This window comes from Leifsonia sp. P73 (assembly GCF_051059105.1).
Classification (GTDB): Bacteria; Actinomycetota; Actinomycetes; order Actinomycetales; family Microbacteriaceae; genus Leifsonia.
The window spans coordinates 1,128,017-1,143,422 of the sequence record NZ_CP194931.1 but is presented as its reverse complement, the minus strand read 5'-3'; the positions used below and the strand labels follow the sequence as shown (position 1 = coordinate 1,143,422).

Below are 15,406 nucleotides of genomic sequence, written 5' to 3'. Positions count from 1 at the left end.
CCGGCCACGCTGTGATCCGTTGTGTGACGAGCCTCTCAGCCCAGCCGGAACGTCGCCCGCGGGATGTCATCCACCAGCCGGTGCGCGAGGGCGAACGCGTCCTCCTCGGCGAGCTGGTGCGTGACGACGAGGGACGCCAGGAAGGAGGCGTCCACCCGGCGTGACATGTCGTGCCGCGCGGGGATCGAGCAGAAGGCCCGGGTGTCGTCGATGAACCCGCTGGTCTTGGTGAAGCCCGCGCTGTCGGTGATCGCCCTCCGGTAGCGGAGGATCGCCGCCGGGGTGTCCAGGAACCACCACGGCGCGCCCGCGTACACCGACGGGTAGAACCCGGCGAGCGGCGCGATCTCTCGCGAGAAGGTGGTCTCGTCCACAGTGAACAGCACCAGCCGGAAGGTCGGGTTCGTGCCGAAGTCGCGCAGGATCGGCGTGAGCGGCTCGGTGAAGGAGCCGACCGCGGGGAGGTCGTGCCCGGTGTCCGGCCCGTACGCGTCGAAGGTCGGCCGGTGGTGGTTGCGGTGCACGCCGGGGTGGAGCTGCATGACCAAGCCGTCGTCGGCCGCCATCTCGGCCAGCCGGTAGAGCATATTGCGGCGGTACGCGACCGCCTCCGCTGCGGTGAGGGAGCCGTCGAGGGCCGCTCGGTGGATGCGGGAGGCCTCCGCCTCGTCCAGCGGCTCGCTGCCCGTGTCGATCACGCCGGTGTCGGTGGCGGTGCCGCCCGCGGCGGCGAACGCGGCCCGGCGGACGCGGAGCGCCTCCAGCAGCCCCGCGTAGCTCGACGTGTCGACGTCGGCGCGGGTGGCCAGGCGGTCGAGTCGACCGGCCCAGCCCGGCTCGTCCGGATGCATGTACCGGTCGGCGCGGAAGGTCGGGACGACCCGTCCAGTGAAGGTCGGGTCCGCGGCGAGGCGCACGTGCGCCTCAAGATCATCCGCCGGATCGTCCGTGGTCGCGAGCACCGCGATCCGGAACCGGTCGAACAGGGCGCGCGGGCGGAACTCCGGCGACGCCAGGGTGGCGGCCAGCTGGTCGTACAGCGCGTCGGCGTTCTGCGCGGACGGCTGCTCGGTGAGCCCGAACACCTCGCTGAACTCGGACTCGAACCAGAACCGCACCGGGGTGCCGAGGAAGACGTCCCAGTGCTCGCAGAGGGTGCGCCAGATCGCGCGGCCGGAGGCGGGGAGGGTACGCCGTCGCGGGCGAGCCCGAGGTCGCCGAGCGGGACGCCCACCGCATGCAGCATCCGCGTCACGTAGTGGTCGGGCGTGATCAGCAGCGCCGCCGGGTCGGGGAAGGGCTCGTCGTCGGCCAGCATCGCCGCCGGCACGTGGCCGTGCGGGGAGTAGATCGGCGCGTCGGCGACGGCGGCGTGCAGCCGCCTGGCCAGGTCCCGCTCGGCGGGGTCGGCGGGGAAGAGTCGGTCGGGGTGCGGGGCGAGCGCGGTCATCCGCGTCCTTTCGTCGTGCGGTGCGAAGCGGGCGCGGGCCCGGTGGAGGCCCGGACCGTGAGGTGCGTGGGGAGCGTCGCGGCCTGCCTGCTGACCGGAGCGGCGCTCTCGTCCAGCCGGGCGAGCAGCATGGCGACCGCGGTGCGGCCGGCCTGCTCGATCGGCGCGGTCAGGGTGGTCAGCGGCGGGTTGCAGAAGTCGGCGCCGAAGATGTCGTCGCAGCCGACGAGCGAGACGTCGCCGGGCACGTCGACGCCGCGCTCGCGGAAGCGGGCCAGCATCCCGATCGCCAGGAGGTCGTTGAAGGCGACGCACGCCGTGGCTCCGGCGTGCAGCACCGCGTCCGCCGCCGCCGCCCCCGCGTACTGGCGCGGCGCGAACGGGCCGACCCGGAGGGTCTCCACGTCGTAGCGCTCCGCCGCGTGCACGAGCGCGCGCCAGCGGCGCTCGTTCGACCAGGAGGTCTCCGGGCCCGAGGCGTAGACGATCGAGCGGTGGCCGAGCGACGCCAGGTGCCCGACCGCCTGCTCGACGCCGTTGGGGGTGTCGATGAAGACGTTCGCGACCCCGCGGGTCTGCCGATTGATCGCCACGACCGGCATCTCGGCCGCGAGCGCCGTCAGCCGCCGGTCGGTCAGGCGGGAGGCCGCGAGGATCGCGCCGTCGAACGACGGCCGCAGCTTGTGCAGCATCCCGTCCTCCAGCTCGTCGGACTCCTCCGTGTCGACCAGGAGCTGCGTGTAGCCGGCGGCCTTGAGCTGCTGCTGCGTGCCCCGGATGATGCCGAAGTAGAACGGGTTCGTGACGTCGGAGACCAGCACCGCGATGCACCGGGTCCGGCCGCTGGTGAGGGCCCTGGCCTGCGAGTTCGGGATGTAGTTGAGGTCACGGGCGGCCCGCTCGATGCGCTCGCGGGTGATCGCGTTGACGCGGCCCGGATTGGCGAGCGCACGGGAGGCGGTCGAGGTGGCGACACCGCTGGCGGCGGCCACGTCCGCGAGGGTGGCCGGGCGGTCCGTGCCGTCGGGATACCCGCGAAGCTGAGGGCTCATGCGCCCATCACAGCACACGATGGCAATTTTTGGCAATCGGTTGCAGTGCGATTGCCGGACTGCCTAGGCTCGGCGGCAGTCCCGCGGTGCGCACCTCGTCCGGGGGACAGATCCACCAGATCAACCGTCCTCAAAGGAGAGTCACGTATGAGATCACGTTTCGCGCTCGGCGCGGTCGCCGGCCTGGCCGCCATCGGCCTCGCCCTCACCGGATGCTCGTCCTCCGGCGGCGGATCGAACCCCAGCTCCACGGCCGTCGACGGGAAAGGGCGCACCCTCACCGTCTACACCGGGGTGAGCGGGCTCTATCCGCAGCAGCAGAAGGAGTGGTTCTCGGAGCTCCAGGCCCAGTTCAAGAAGGAGACCGGGGCGACCCTGGCCTTCGACACCTTCGCCAGCTCCAACGACGAGCTCACCAGGATCCAGACCTCGGTCGTCTCCGGGCAGGGCCCGGACGTCTACGCCCTCGGCACCACCTTCACGCCGACCGCCTACGCGACGGGCGCGTTCGTCAAGCTCACCGACGCCGACTGGGCCAAGGTCGGCGGCCGCGACCGCTTCGTCCCCGCCTCGCTCGGGATGTCGGGGCCGGACGCCAAGAACCAGATCGCGGTGCCGCTCGCGCAGCGCCCGTTCGTGATGGCGTACAACAAGGACCTCTTGAAGGCCGCGGGCATCGACAAGCCGGCCACCACCTGGGACGACTTCGCGAGCCAGGCCAAGAAGCTCACCACCGGCGGCACGTACGGTGTCGCGGTCGGCTACGCCGACAACTACGACCCGTGGAAGTTCATCTGGGCGATGTCCCAGCAGGGCGGCAACCCGATCCTCGACCTGAAGACGAACAAGGCGCGCCTCGACGACCCGATCACCCAGAAGGCGTACGAGACCTACTTCGGCTGGCTCACCGAGCAGAAGGCTGTCGACCCCGCCGCGGTCGGCTGGAAGAACCCGCAGGCCGTCGCCGCGTTCGCGGCGGGCAAGGCCGCGTACCTGCCGATGGTGTCGGCCAGCTCGATGGAGGCTCTGGACAGCTCCGCCGTCGCCGGCAAGTACGCCTACGCGCTGATGCCGACCGTGACGCCGGGCAAGACGTCCAACCCGTCCGGCGGCAAGGCGGCGGCGAGCATCGTCTCGGGTGACAACCTCGTGGTCGCCTCGTACTCGAAGAACCAGGACCTGGCCTTCGCCTACATCAACATGGTGACCCGCGCCGACATGCAGACCAAGGAGTTCAAGCTCCTCGGCGACCTGCCGTCGAACGCGAAGGCCGCCGACGACCTGCAGAAGTCCACCCCGATCATCGCGCCGATCGTCGACGCGATCGGCAAGTCCGTGGCGACGCCGTTCAGCGGCGCCTGGGGCGACACCCAGCTCGCGCTGACCAACGTGGTGGTGCAGTCGATCCCGAACCTGTCGAGCGGGTCGGTCAGCAGCTCCCAGCTGTCGCAGTTGCTGAAGACAGCGCAGTCGACGGCGCAGGGCTCGCTGGACAAGGCGAAGAAGTAGCGGGCCGATCATGTCCACCGACACTGCGGCCCCGGCCGCGACCGCCCGTCCGGCCGCGGAGGCCACCCCTCCGCGGGCGGGCGGGGCGCCCCGCCGGGGCCGCCGCACCGTGCAGCAGCGCAACCGGCCGCTCTGGATGCTGCTGCCCGGCGGCGTCCTCATGCTGCTGGTCATCATCGTCCCGTTCGTGTTCGCGATCGTCATCTCGACGCTCGACCTCGACATGTACACGCTGCGCGACTGGGTCTCCGCCCCGTTCATCGGGCTCGGGAACTACATCGAGGCGATCACCTCCTCCTCGCTGCTGCAGTCGATCTGGATCAGCGTCTCCTTCGCCGTCATCGCGGCCGTCGTGACCCTGCCGATCGGCGTAGCCGCAGCGCTGGCGACGCAGAACGCGTTCCGGGGCCGGGCGCTGGTGCGCTCGCTGTTCCTGGTGCCGTACGTGCTGCCCGGCTTCGTCGTCGGCACGTTCTGGCACACCATGCTGCAGCCGCACGGGATCGTGGACACCGTCCTCGGCGACCTCGGCATCCACACCGGGCTCTGGCTCAACGGACCGCTCAGCTACTGGACGCTGATCGGCGTGCAGATCTGGTCGTCCTGGCCGTTCTTCTACCTGCTGGTGCTCGCCGGCCTGCAGTCGGTCGAGAACGAGGTCCACGAGGCCGCGGCGCTCGACGGCGCCGGCTGGTGGGCGAAGCTGCGCTACGTGATCCTGCCGCACCTGCGCGGGCCGATCGCGCTGGCGCTGATCATCTCCCTGCTGCACAACATCAACGGCTTCACGCTGCCGTTCGTGCTCTTCGGGGTGCCGGCTCCCGCGGACGTGAACGTCCTCCCCGTGCTGACCTACGTGACCAGCTTCCAGAGCTTCCGCTTCGGGCTGAGCGCGGCGATGGCGGTGTTCTCGCTGATCCTCATCGCGATCCCGCTGTTCATCTACTTGAAGGCGGTCCGCCTCGACACCGGCGACGACCGGAAGGAGAAGACGGCATGACCGCCTCCGCAACCACTGTCCGGCCAGCGCGCCGCCGCGGCACGGGAGACGTCTACCGGCTGCTGCCGCGTCCGCTGCAGGCGGTCATCATCGCCCTCCTGCTCTGCGTCGCCCTGCTGCCGATCGTGTACGTGCTGCTGTCGTCGGTGAACTCCGACATCGGGGTCGCGAGCGGCGAGTTCTTCCCGAGCTCGTTCAACCCCGACAACTACATCAAGGTGTGGTCGACGGTCGCGCTCGGCAACGGGCTGATGAACAGCGTGATCGTCGCCGGAGGCGTCGCGATCGTGTGCGCGTTCCTCGCGGTGGCGACCGCGTACGTGCTGGTGCGGTTCTCGTTCCGCGGCCGGCTGACGTTCCTGCGCAGCCTGCTCGGCCTCCAGTCGATCCCCGGCACGCTCATGCTGCTGCCGGTGTTCGTCCTGTTCTCCTCGGCGTCCAGCGCCCTCGGCATCCCGATCATCGGCACGCGGTGGTCGCTGTTCGTCACCTACCTGACGTTCGCACTGCCGTTCTCGACCTGGGTCATGGTGACCTACCTGCGCGGGCTGCCGCGCGAGCTGGAGGAGGCCGCGCGCATCGACGGCGCGTCGTCGTGGCGCATCCTGACCAGGATCGTGCTGCCGCTGAGCTGGCCGGGCGTGGTCGTCTCCGGCATCTTCGCGTTCCTGCTCGGCTGGAACGACGTGCTGTTCGCCTCGGTGATGACCAACCCGGACACGCGCACGGCGGCCGTCGCGCTCCAGGTGTTCACCGTGGCGCAGGAGGGTGGAGCCCTGCCGCTCTACGGGCAGATGATGGCGGCGTCGCTGATCTGCGCGGTGCCGGTCGTCGCCCTGTACCTGGTGTTCCAGCGCTACCTCGTCGGCGGGCTGACCGCGGGCGGGGTTAAGTGAAGAAGAGGACGAAAGAGTGAGTGAGAGAGAGTGACTGAGACAATCCGACCCACCTGGGCGCTATCCGGCTTCGGCGACGAGATCGACCCCGACCCTGCCGTGCAGATCGCGGTCCTGCAGGCGCTGGGCGCCAACCACATCGAGGTGCGCAGCGCGTGGGGCGTCAACATCGTCGACCTCGATGACGAGCAGCTCGACCGGCTCGCGGGCATCCTCGCCGAGCGCGGGATGCGCGTCTCGGCGATCGCGTCGCCGATCGGCAAGGTCGACGTGGCGCTGCCCGTCGAGCACGAGGTCGAGCGGCTGGGGCGCGCGATCGCCGCGGCCACGCGCCTCGACGCGCGCTACATCCGGCTGTTCTCCTTCTACCGCGCGGAGGGCGTTCCGGTGGAGGACATCCGCGACGCCGTGCTGACGCGCATGCGGGCGCTCGCCGACGCGGCCGAGGCCGCCGGCGTGGTGCTGCTGCACGAGAACGAGAAGGACATCTACGGCGACACCCCCGAGCGCTGCCTCGACATCGTGGAGTCGGTCGGGTCGCCCGCGCTGAAGCTGGCGTGGGACAGCGCCAACTTCGTCCAGGTCGGCGTGCCCGGCCCGTTCACCGACGGCTACGCGCTGCTGCGCCCGCACCTGGAGTACCTGCAGGTGAAGGACGCGCTGGCGGGAACGGGCGAAGTCACGCCGGCAGGGGAGGGCGACGGCCAGCTGCTGGAGACCCTCACCGCGCTGCGCGACGACGGCTACACCGGCTTCGCCTCGCTGGAGCCCCACCTCACCGACGTCAACGCTCTCGGCGGCTTCTCGGGACCGGCGGCGTTCGGCGTCGCCGGCCGCGCCCTCCGCCGCCTCACCGACCAGATCGGAGTCACCCTCGCATGAGCACGGAACCCACCACCTTGAACGTGGCCATCGTCGGCTGCGGCATCATCGGGCTGAACCACGCCCGAGCCATCCTCCGGCATCCCGGGCTGGCGCTGTCGGCGCTGGTCGACGCGATCCCGGCGGCCGCGACGGCGCTCGCCGACCAGCTCGTCTCCGAGTACGGCGCCGGCCGCGTCGCCGAGTTCGCCTCGCTGACCGACGCGCTCGCCGGAGCGCCGGTGGACGTGGTCGTCATCTGCACGCCGAGCGGCCTGCACGTCGTCCTCGCGGAGGAGGCGCTCGCCGCCGGTAAGCACGTCGTGATCGAGAAACCGCTCGACGTCTCGCTGCCCCGCGCCCGCGAGATCCTGGCGTTGTCGCAGCGCGCCGAGCAGGACGGCCTGGTCGTCTCGGTGATCAGCCAGCACCGGTTCGACCCCGCCTCCCGGGTCGTCGCCGAGGCCGCCCACTCCGGCGCCTTCGGCCGGCTCACGAGCGGGCTCGCCTCCGTCGCCTGGTGGCGCAGCCAGGAGTACTACGACTCCGGGCAGTGGCGCGGCACCTGGGAGCTCGACGGCGGGGGAGCGGTGATGAACCAGGGCGTCCACACCGTCGACCTGCTCGTCTGGTTCCTCGGCCGGCCGGTCGAGATCGACGCGCGCACCGCCCTCCTCGCCCACGAGCGCGTGGAGGTCGAGGACATCGCCGTGGCGACGATCCGCTTCGAGTCGGGAGCGCTCGCGGTGCTGCACGCGACGACCGCCGCCTACCCCGGCCTCTCGGTGCGCCTGCAGGTGCACGGCGACCGCGGCTCGGCGATCATCGACGACGACCAGCTCGAATACTTCGGCACGGCCGACACCGACGGCAACCGCGCCGCGGACCTCGTGCCGGCGAGCGACCTGCGCGGCGGCGACCGCGGCCCCGACCAGTTCGTGATCGGGCACTTCCGCCAGTACGACGACATCGTGGACGCGATCCACGGGCACCGTGCGCCCGGGGTCACCGTCGCGGACGCGTTCCTCTCGCTCGCGGTCGTCCGTTCCGTGTACCTGTCGGCCACGCTCGGCCGCCCCGTGCTGCTGGACGACGTGCTGGACGGCTCGCTCGACGACGTCGAGGTCACGACGGGGGTGCGCGCATGAAGTTCTCCGTCTTCACCGCCTCCACACCGGACTGGACGCCCGAGGAGGCCGCGCGCACCATCGCGGCGCAAGGCTGGGACGGCATCGAGTGGCGCGTGGTCGACCAGCAACCGGCCGGCGAGCCGGGCTTCTGGGCGGGCAACCGTGCGACCTGGCCGCTGACCGGGCTGGAGGAGTCTCTTCCCGAGATCGCCCGCCTGACTCGGGAGGCCGGGCTGGAGTTCTCCGGCATCGGCGGCTACGCGGGCTGCGGCGACCACGCGAACGTCGACCGGATGCTCGCCGCGACCGCCGAGCTCGGCGCGCGCCAGGTGCGCGTCACCATGCCGCGCTCCGACCTCGGCGACTACCGCGAGTTGTTCGCCGCTGCGCGCCAGGACATGGAGCGCGCGGCCTCGGTCGCCTCGTCGCTCGGCGTGAAGGCCCTGGTGGAGCTGCACCACGAGACCATCACGCCGTCGGCCTCCGCCGCCCTCCGGCTGCTCGACGGGCTCGACCCGGAGGCGGTCGGCGTCATCCACGACCTCGGCAACCTGCTGATCGAGGGCCAGGAGCGCACGCTCTCCGCCCTCCAGCTCCTCGGCCCGTACCTCGCGCACGTGCACGTCAAGAACGTGCAGTGGCTGCGGGGCGAGCCGGAGGCGGACGGCACCGTGCGCTGGCGGCACGACTGGGCGCCGCTGCGCGAGGGCGTGGGAGACGTTGACGCCTACTTCCGCGCGCTGCACGAGTTCGGCTATGACGGGTGGGTGACCTGCGAGGACTTCTCCACCGCGGTTCCGCTCGAGGAGCGTACCCGTGGCAATCTGGCCTACCTCCGGGACGTGGAGGCGCGCACGCGCAGCGCGGTGCCGGCATGACCCAGCCCCACCCGGCCGACGTGGCCCCATCCATCGCCTCGGCCCGTCAGGTGCGCCACCCCGTGCGGGTGGCGCACCTCGGGCTGGGCGCGTTCCACCGCGCGCACCAGGCCTGGTACACGCAGCGGGCCAACGAGGCCGTGGAGGGAGAGGGTTGGGGCATCGCCGCCTTCACCGGCCGCAGCCCCGACGCCGCGCGGGTGCTCGCCGCCCAGGACGCGGTCTACACGCTCATCGAGCGCGGCCCGGACGGCGACGCCGCGACCATCGTGGAGGCGCTGAGCAGCGTCCACGACGGCGCCGACACGGCAGCGTGGCGTCGCGTCCTCGCCGATCCCGCGGTCGGCGTACTGACGCTCACCGTGACGGAGGCCGGCTACCGCCCGGGTTCGTCGGCCCCGGCGCGCGTTCTCGACGGCCTGCGGGCGCGGTTCGAGGCGGGCGCGGGCGGCATCGCCGTCGTGAGCTGCGACAACCTCCCGGACAACGGCGCCGTCATCCGGGACGCGGTGCTCGCCCTCGCCGAGCCCGGCTCCGCCCTGGACGCCTGGATCCGCGCCGAGGTCTCCTTCGTCTCCTCGATGGTCGACCGCATCACGCCCGCCACCACCGACGCCGACCGGGAGGCCGCGCGGCGGCTCACCGGCCTCGCGGACGCCGCGCCCGTGGTCACCGAGCCGTTCGCGGAGTGGGTGCTCGCGGGCGACTTCCCTGCGGGCCGCCCGGCCTGGGAGGCCGCCGGTGCGCGGTTCGTGGACGACATCGCCCCGTACGAGCGCCGCAAGCTCTGGCTCCTCAACGCCGGGCACTCGCTGCTCGCGTATCACGGCCTCGCCGCCGGGCTCAGCACGGTCGCCGAGGCGGTCGCCGATCCCGCGCTCTCCGCCGAGCTGGAGCGGCTCTGGAGCGAGCAGCGCACCGAGCTGCCCTTCGACGCCGACACCGTCGACGACGCGCTCGCCGCCCTGCGCGCGCGCTTCGGCAACGCGCGCATCGAGCACCGCCTGGCGCAGATCGCGTCGGACGGCTCGCAGAAGCTCGGCCCGCGCATCCTCGACCCGCTGCGCGCCCGGCTCGCCGCCGGACGCGAGCCCGGTGCGGCCCAGCTGGGCGTGCTCGCGGCGTGGAGCCGCCACCTCGCCGGACCGGACGTCCGCGACCCGGGAGCCGCCGACCTGGTCGCCGCCCTGCGCGACGCGCGCAGCCCCCGCGACCGCGCCGCCGCCGTGCTGGCCGCGCTCGCCCCCGACCTCACCGACCTGACCGAACCGCTCGCAGAGCGCATCGCCGCGAGCGAGCCAGCCACGCACCAAGGAGCACACGCATGAGAATCACCGCTGCAGACGTCCTGGTCTCCAGCCCCGGCCGCAACTTCGTGACCCTGCGGATCACGACCGAGGACGGCTACACGGGTCTCGGCGACGCGACCCTGAACGGGCGCGAGCTCGCGGTCGCCGCCTATCTGAGCGAGCACGTCGTGCCGCTGCTGATCGGGCGGGACGCGCACGCGATCGAGGACACCTGGCAGTACCTGTACCGCGGCGCGTACTGGCGGCGGGGACCGGTGACGATGGCCTCCATCGCCGCGGTCGACACGGCGCTCTGGGACATCAAGGCCAAGGTCGCCGGCCTCCCGCTCTACCAGTTGCTCGGCGGGCGCAGCCGTGAGGGTCTGCTCGTCTACGGCCACGCCTCCGGCGCCGAGCTGCCCGAGCTGTTCGACTCGATCAACGAGCACCTGGAGGAGGGCTACCGCGCCGTGCGCGTGCAGACCGGCATCCCCGGGCTGCCGTCGGTGTACGGCGTCGCGTCGAGCAAGAACGCCGCCGCGGGAGCCGGGACCGGCTCCGACGCCCGCTACGACTACGAGCCGGCGCGGCGCAGCGCCGTGCCGGTGGAGGAGTCCTGGGACACCCGCGCGTACCTCCGGCACGCGCCGACCGTGTTCGAGGCGGTCCGGAACGAGTTCGGTCCGGAGCTGCCGCTGCTGCACGACGCGCACCACCGGCTGACGCCCATCCAGGCAGCGAAGCTCGGCAAGTCGCTGGAGCCCTACGACCTGTTCTGGCTGGAGGACGTCACCCCGGCGGAGAACCAGGCTGTGCTGCGCCGCGTCCGCGAGCACACCACGACGCCGCTGGCGATCGGCGAGGTGTTCAACACCATCTGGGACTACCGGGAGCTGTTCGAGGAGCAGCTGATCGACTACGTGCGCTCGCCAGTCACCCACGCGGGCGGCATCACCGGGCTGCGGCGCATCTTCGACTACGCCGCCGTCTACCAGATCAAGTCCGGCGTCCACGGCCCCACGGACGTGTCCCCTGTCGGCCTGGCCGCAGCCATCCACCTCGGCATCGCGATCCCGAACTTCGGCATCCAGGAGTACATGAAGCACAGCCCGGCGACCCACGAGGTCTTCCGGACCACCTACACGTTCGAGGACGGCATGCTGAAGCCCGGCGACCAGCCCGGCATCGGCGTCGACTACGACGACCTCGTCGCCGACTCCTTCCCCTACGAGCCCGCCTACCTCCCCGTCAACCGCCTCCTGGACGGCTCCATGCACGACTGGTAACCCCCCAAGAATTCCGGAGTCGTGTACGCCGCGCACCGGCGTGTCGCGTACACAACTCCGGAACGGATGGCTGGGGGAGAATCGCAGGAGAGGAAGGAGTGCGCGTGGGCGTGAGGGTCGTGGTGATGGGCGTGTCCGGGTCGGGCAAGTCGACGGTCGGGAGACTCGTCGCCGACGGGCTCGGCGCGGGGTTCGTGGACGGCGACGACCTCCACCCGGCCGCGAACGTCGCCAAGATGAGCCAGGGCATCCCGCTGACCGACGACGACCGCGAGCCCTGGCTGCGCGCGGTCGGGCGCACGCTCGCGGACGCCGGCCCGGCCGGGATGGTCGTCGCGTGCTCGGCGCTGAAGCGCACGTACCGCGACCTGATCCGGTCGGAGGCGCCCGGCACGTACTTCGCGGAGCTGGACGGCGACCGCGCCCTGCTCGCCGAGCGGATGATCCGGCCCGGGCACTTCATGCCGGCCTCCCTGCTCGACTCGCAGCTCGCGACCCTGGAGCCGCTCCAGCCCGGGGAGGACGGCGTGCGGCTCGACGTCGCCGAACCCCCGGAGGACCTCGTGACCGCGATCGTGGACGACGTGCGCTCGGCTGTCGGGTAGACTGGGCAACTGAACTTCGGCGAGGGATGCGTTCGCGCATCCGTTATCGACGCGGTGGAGCAGGCTACGCAGTCTTTCCTCGCGCACCTCGATGCGTTCGAGTCGACACCCCCATACTGCGAGCCCTCCGGCTCGCCTGACAGCCGGCCCCGCCGGCGAGGAGACATCATGGCTGACGAGTCCAACAAGGTCGTCGCGGAGATCCGCGACAGCTTCGGCAAGGGCGCTGCCCGCAAGATCCGCGCGAAGGGACTGATCCCCGCGGTCATCTACGGCCACGGAACCGACCCGGTGCACGTCACGGTCCCGGCCCACCAGGTCGGCCTGCTGCTCCGCAAGGCCAACGCCATCCTGGACCTCGACATCGACGGCACGAGCCAGCTCACCCTGGTGAAGGACGTCCAGAAGGACCCGGTGCTCCAGATCATCGAGCACCTCGACCTCATCATCGTCCGCCGCGGCGAGAAGGTGACCGTCGAGGTCCCCGTGCACGTCGAGGGCGAGCCGTTCTCCGGCACCATCGCGGTGCTCGACATCCCGACCATCAAGCTCGAGGTCGAGGCCACCCACATCCCCGAGCGCATCGTCATCGACGTGACCGACGCCGAGGAGGGCACCCAGTACCACGCGAAGGACTTCGCCCTCCCGTCGGGCGCCGTGCTCGCCGAGGACGAGGACCTGCTCATCCTCAACGTCGTCGTCCCGGCCGCTGCGCGCGCCGACGAGGAGGAGGAAGCCGCTGCTGCCGAGGCCGCCGAGGAGGCTGCCGAGGTGGCCGCCGCCGAAGAGTCCGCGGAGTAATCACCCCCGATGGCCAGTCCTCTCTCTTCAGAGGGCCCCTGGCTCGTGGTCGGGCTCGGTAACCCCGGGCCCGGCTACGCGGCCACGCGTCACAACGTGGGGCAGCTGGTGCTGGACGAGCTCGCGTCGCGCGGCCGTCTCACCTTCAAGACCCACAAGACGAACGCCACGGTCGCCGAGGGGCGTCTCGCCCCCGGCGGCCCGCGGTTCATCCTGGCCAAGCCGAACACGTTCATGAACGTGTCCGGCGGCCCGGTGTCGCAGCTGCTGCGGTTCTACTCGCTCGACCCCGCGCACCTGATCGTGGTGCAGGACGAGCTGGACATCCCGTTCGACACCCTCAAGCTGAAGTTCGGCGGCGGCCACGGCGGCCACAACGGCGTGCGCGACGTCATCGCGGCGACCGGCACCGGCGACTTCACCCGGGTGCGCGTCGGCGTCGGGAGGCCGCCCGGCTCCCGTGCGGCCGCCGACCACGTGCTCGCCGGTTTCAGCGCGGAGGAGCGCAAGAACCTCCCGATCCTGGTCGGCGACGCCGCCGACGCGGTCGAGCGCATCGCCACCGACGGCCTCACCGCCGCCCAAAACCACTTCCACACCGAGCGCTGAGCGCCCCATCCGCCGAGGGGCACGTAAACGCCCCTAAACGCGGTTTTCGGGGCGTTTACGTGCCCCTCGGCGTCAGGCGTGCGGGGCGCTCGCGGCGATGGTGGCGGTGTAGACGATGAACGACAGGACCGGCGCGGCGGTCGCGACGGCGATGCCGACGACGCCGAACGCGCGACCGCGCTTGGTCGCGACCGCCACGATCCCCAGCACGAGCGCGAGGATGCCGAGCACCGTCCCGAAGATCAGCTGCGCCGCCGTCACGATCCCGATCGGAGCGAACGCGGCCATCTGCGCGGACGAGAGGTGCGACGAGCCGCCTGTCGAGGAGCTCGCGATACTGTGCGTGACCGGTCCCGCGATCATCCCGATGTACACCGAGGCCACCACCGACAGCACGAAGACGCCGAGCGCGATGCCCATCGAGAACGCGCCGAGCGTCCGCGGCCGCGGCGGGGCCGGCGGCGCGGCGTAGTACCCGGGCGGCCCGTAGACCGGCTGCGGTTGAAAGCTCATTGTGGTCCCCCTCCCCGGCGACTCACGCCGGACGTTCAGCCAGAGCGTAGCTGACGTGGGGCGGCGCCCCAGGGCGACACGGTACCGTCGCAGACCATGAAGTTGTATACGCGCGAGTGGGGCGCAGGAGACCGGTACGCGGTCCTCGTCCACGGCGTCATGTCGGACTCGCGCAATTGGCGTCGGGTCGGCCCCGTGCTCGCGGAGCGCGGCTACCACGTGGTCGCCGTCGACCTCCGCGGTCACGGCCACAGCCCCCGCACCGACGAGTACACCCCCGAGCTGATGGCGGAGGACATCGTCGACACCGTCCCGTACGCGCCTGAGCTCGTGATGGGCCACTCGCTGGGCGGTCTCACCGTGAGCCTCGCCGTCGACCGGCTGCACCCGGAGCGCGCGGTCTACATCGACCCCGCCTTCTCCTGCCCGGCCGCCAACTGGTTCCAGCGGATGCTGGCGCCGGCCTTCCTGAAGACGCTCGCCCGGCAGTCCGCCGCGCGCATCGCCAAGCGCAACCCGCGCTGGGACCCGGCCGACGTCGCGATCGAGGTCGAGACGTTCAAGTCGTTCGACCGCGCGGCCATCCCGGCCGTGCTCGTGCCGAGCGTGATGCGCGCGCCCGAGCGCATGGCGGTGCCGTCGCTGGTGATGCTGGCCGACAACTCCTACCTGGTGAAGCCGCACATCGCCGAGCGCCTTCGCGACACCGGCTTCGACGTGCGCGTGGTGAAGGGCAGCGGCCACGTCATCAACCGCGACGACCACGACGGGTTCATGGAGGCCCTCGAGGGCTGGATCTGACGCGGCTGGATCTGACGCGGCTCGATCTGACGCGGCTCGATCTGACGCGGCTAGCCTGAGCGGATGGAGCAGAGCACGGTCGTCGTGGCATCGACGCGGCAGGTGCTGGCCGTCGTCCCGCCCGCACCACTCGGGGACGCCGCGGAGTCCCGGCTCCGGAGGCTGCGCTCCCAGGCGGACCGGGACGACTTCACTGCCGCCCGCCTGCTCGCCGCGCACCTGCTTCGTGCGGCGCCGGCCGACCTGCGCCAGCGCTGCGAGGTCTGCGGCGGCGAGCACGGCCTCCCGTTCCCGGTCGCCGGCCGGCACGTGAGCTGGTCGCACGCCGCCGGCTGGGTGGCCGCCGGGACGTCGTCGTCGCGCCTGGGCGTGGATGTCGAGGCGGAGGGCGAGGTGAATCCCGCCGACGCGTTGACGCCGCCCGAACGCTCTGTCGTGGCTGCGGCCGCGGACCCGGGGCGCGCCTTCCGGCTGGCGTGGACCGCGAAGGAGGCCTGCGTGAAGGCGGGGGTCGCGCACCTGGACGGGTTCGCCGCTCTGGAGGTCCTCACGGCCCCGGACGCGCTGCGCCCGTCGCACGCCGGCCTCCTGCTGAGCTCCCAGTCATTCCCCGGTGCGATCGCGGCCGCCGCGACCGTCGAGCCGGCGCGCTGGGCGACCCTCGGCGACCGCGGTGAGCTCGTCGCGGTGCCCGATCGCGCTGTCGGCAGCCCCGCGTAGACTCTC

General features: G+C 71.8%; 15 protein-coding genes and 1 pseudogene. 13 read left to right on the top strand and 3 right to left on the bottom strand.

Features of this window, described 5'->3' with window-relative positions; genetic code table 11:
• Positions 1–35 precede the first annotated feature (35 nt).
• Both uxaC and ACQ86L_RS05785 read right to left on the bottom strand, forming a co-directional pair.
• A pseudogene (uxaC, locus tag ACQ86L_RS05790) lies at positions 36–1,450 on the bottom strand (glucuronate isomerase).
• A complete protein-coding gene (locus ACQ86L_RS05785) occupies positions 1,447–2,502 on the bottom strand; it encodes a LacI family DNA-binding transcriptional regulator (protein ID WP_434318055.1) in 1,056 nt (351 codons plus the stop codon). The pseudogene uxaC and the gene ACQ86L_RS05785 overlap by 4 nt, the downstream one beginning before the upstream one ends.
• Positions 2,503–2,649: 147 nt before the next feature.
• Between ACQ86L_RS05785 and ACQ86L_RS05780 the strand changes: the two genes are divergently transcribed.
• From ACQ86L_RS05780 to pth, 11 genes are all read left to right on the top strand, one after another.
• Positions 2,650–4,011, top strand: coding sequence for an ABC transporter substrate-binding protein (locus tag ACQ86L_RS05780; protein WP_434318054.1), 1,362 nt, complete (start codon positions 2,650–2,652; stop codon positions 4,009–4,011).
• A gap of 10 nt (positions 4,012–4,021) precedes the next feature.
• Entirely contained in the window at positions 4,022–5,011 is a 990-nt protein-coding gene (locus ACQ86L_RS05775; RefSeq protein WP_434318053.1) for a carbohydrate ABC transporter permease, read from the top strand.
• Entirely contained in the window at positions 5,008–5,907 is a 900-nt protein-coding gene (locus ACQ86L_RS05770; protein ID WP_434318052.1) for a carbohydrate ABC transporter permease, read from the top strand. The genes ACQ86L_RS05775 and ACQ86L_RS05770 overlap by 4 nt, the downstream gene beginning before the upstream one ends.
• Positions 5,908–5,937: 30 nt before the next feature.
• Positions 5,938–6,789, top strand: a complete 852-nt coding sequence (locus tag ACQ86L_RS05765) for a sugar phosphate isomerase/epimerase family protein (RefSeq protein WP_434318051.1) — start codon at positions 5,938–5,940, stop codon at positions 6,787–6,789.
• Positions 6,786–7,916: a Gfo/Idh/MocA family protein gene (locus ACQ86L_RS05760; RefSeq protein ID WP_434318050.1), complete on the top strand. Its 1,131-nt coding sequence runs from the start codon at positions 6,786–6,788 to the stop codon at positions 7,914–7,916. The genes ACQ86L_RS05765 and ACQ86L_RS05760 overlap by 4 nt, the downstream gene beginning before the upstream one ends.
• Entirely contained in the window at positions 7,913–8,776 is an 864-nt protein-coding gene (locus ACQ86L_RS05755) for a sugar phosphate isomerase/epimerase family protein (RefSeq protein ID WP_434318049.1), read from the top strand. The genes ACQ86L_RS05760 and ACQ86L_RS05755 overlap by 4 nt, the downstream gene beginning before the upstream one ends.
• Positions 8,773–10,104, top strand: a complete 1,332-nt coding sequence (locus tag ACQ86L_RS05750; RefSeq protein ID WP_434318048.1) for a mannitol dehydrogenase family protein — start codon at positions 8,773–8,775, stop codon at positions 10,102–10,104. The genes ACQ86L_RS05755 and ACQ86L_RS05750 overlap by 4 nt, the downstream gene beginning before the upstream one ends.
• Positions 10,101–11,351: a D-mannonate dehydratase ManD gene (gene manD / locus ACQ86L_RS05745; protein ID WP_434318047.1), complete on the top strand. Its 1,251-nt coding sequence runs from the start codon at positions 10,101–10,103 to the stop codon at positions 11,349–11,351. Before ACQ86L_RS05750 ends, manD begins: the two co-directional genes overlap by 4 nt.
• A 104-nt stretch (positions 11,352–11,455) precedes the next feature.
• A complete protein-coding gene (locus tag ACQ86L_RS05740; protein WP_434318046.1) occupies positions 11,456–11,956 on the top strand; it encodes a gluconokinase in 501 nt (166 codons plus the stop codon).
• Positions 11,957–12,124: 168 nt separating this feature from the next.
• Complete coding sequence (locus ACQ86L_RS05735; RefSeq protein ID WP_434318045.1) at positions 12,125–12,757, top strand: 50S ribosomal protein L25/general stress protein Ctc; 633 nt, start codon at positions 12,125–12,127, stop codon at positions 12,755–12,757.
• Between the two features lie 9 nt (positions 12,758–12,766).
• Positions 12,767–13,366 carry an aminoacyl-tRNA hydrolase gene (pth, locus tag ACQ86L_RS05730; RefSeq protein ID WP_434318044.1) on the top strand — a complete coding sequence of 200 codons (600 nt, stop codon included), beginning with the start codon at positions 12,767–12,769 and terminating at the stop codon, positions 13,364–13,366.
• A gap of 72 nt (positions 13,367–13,438) precedes the next feature.
• Here pth and ACQ86L_RS05725 read toward each other — a convergent pair whose 3' ends face one another.
• Positions 13,439–13,879 (bottom strand): hypothetical protein, encoded by a 441-nt coding sequence (locus ACQ86L_RS05725; RefSeq protein WP_434318043.1) that lies wholly within the window; start codon positions 13,877–13,879, stop codon positions 13,439–13,441.
• 96 nt (positions 13,880–13,975) lie between these two features.
• Here ACQ86L_RS05725 and ACQ86L_RS05720 point away from each other — a divergent pair, with 96 nt between their 5' ends.
• Positions 13,976–14,680, top strand: coding sequence for an alpha/beta fold hydrolase (locus ACQ86L_RS05720; protein WP_434318042.1), 705 nt, complete (start codon positions 13,976–13,978; stop codon positions 14,678–14,680).
• Positions 14,681–14,743: 63 nt separating this feature from the next.
• Positions 14,744–15,400 carry a 4'-phosphopantetheinyl transferase family protein gene (locus ACQ86L_RS05715; RefSeq protein WP_434318041.1) on the top strand — a complete coding sequence of 219 codons (657 nt, stop codon included), beginning with the start codon at positions 14,744–14,746 and terminating at the stop codon, positions 15,398–15,400.
• The last annotated feature ends 6 nt before the right edge of the window (positions 15,401–15,406 follow it).

Excerpts from the sequence above, each read along its gene's own strand:
- ACQ86L_RS05785 (WP_434318055.1), bottom strand. The coding sequence starts at position 2,502 with ATGAGCCCTCAGCTTCGCGGGTATCCCGACGGCACGGACCGCCCGGCC.
- ACQ86L_RS05780 (WP_434318054.1), top strand. The coding sequence starts at position 2,650 with ATGAGATCACGTTTCGCGCTCGGCGCGGTCGCCGGCCTGGCCGCCATC.
- ACQ86L_RS05775 (WP_434318053.1), top strand. The coding sequence starts at position 4,022 with ATGTCCACCGACACTGCGGCCCCGGCCGCGACCGCCCGTCCGGCCGCG.
- ACQ86L_RS05770 (WP_434318052.1), top strand. The coding sequence starts at position 5,008 with ATGACCGCCTCCGCAACCACTGTCCGGCCAGCGCGCCGCCGCGGCACG.
- ACQ86L_RS05760 (WP_434318050.1), top strand. The coding sequence starts at position 6,786 with ATGAGCACGGAACCCACCACCTTGAACGTGGCCATCGTCGGCTGCGGC.
- ACQ86L_RS05755 (WP_434318049.1), top strand. The coding sequence starts at position 7,913 with ATGAAGTTCTCCGTCTTCACCGCCTCCACACCGGACTGGACGCCCGAG.
- ACQ86L_RS05750 (WP_434318048.1), top strand. The coding sequence starts at position 8,773 with ATGACCCAGCCCCACCCGGCCGACGTGGCCCCATCCATCGCCTCGGCC.
- manD (WP_434318047.1), top strand. The coding sequence starts at position 10,101 with ATGAGAATCACCGCTGCAGACGTCCTGGTCTCCAGCCCCGGCCGCAAC.
- ACQ86L_RS05735 (WP_434318045.1), top strand. The coding sequence starts at position 12,125 with ATGGCTGACGAGTCCAACAAGGTCGTCGCGGAGATCCGCGACAGCTTC.
- pth (WP_434318044.1), top strand. The coding sequence starts at position 12,767 with ATGGCCAGTCCTCTCTCTTCAGAGGGCCCCTGGCTCGTGGTCGGGCTC.
- ACQ86L_RS05725 (WP_434318043.1), bottom strand. The coding sequence starts at position 13,879 with ATGAGCTTTCAACCGCAGCCGGTCTACGGGCCGCCCGGGTACTACGCC.
- ACQ86L_RS05720 (WP_434318042.1), top strand. The coding sequence starts at position 13,976 with ATGAAGTTGTATACGCGCGAGTGGGGCGCAGGAGACCGGTACGCGGTC.
- ACQ86L_RS05715 (WP_434318041.1), top strand. The coding sequence starts at position 14,744 with ATGGAGCAGAGCACGGTCGTCGTGGCATCGACGCGGCAGGTGCTGGCC.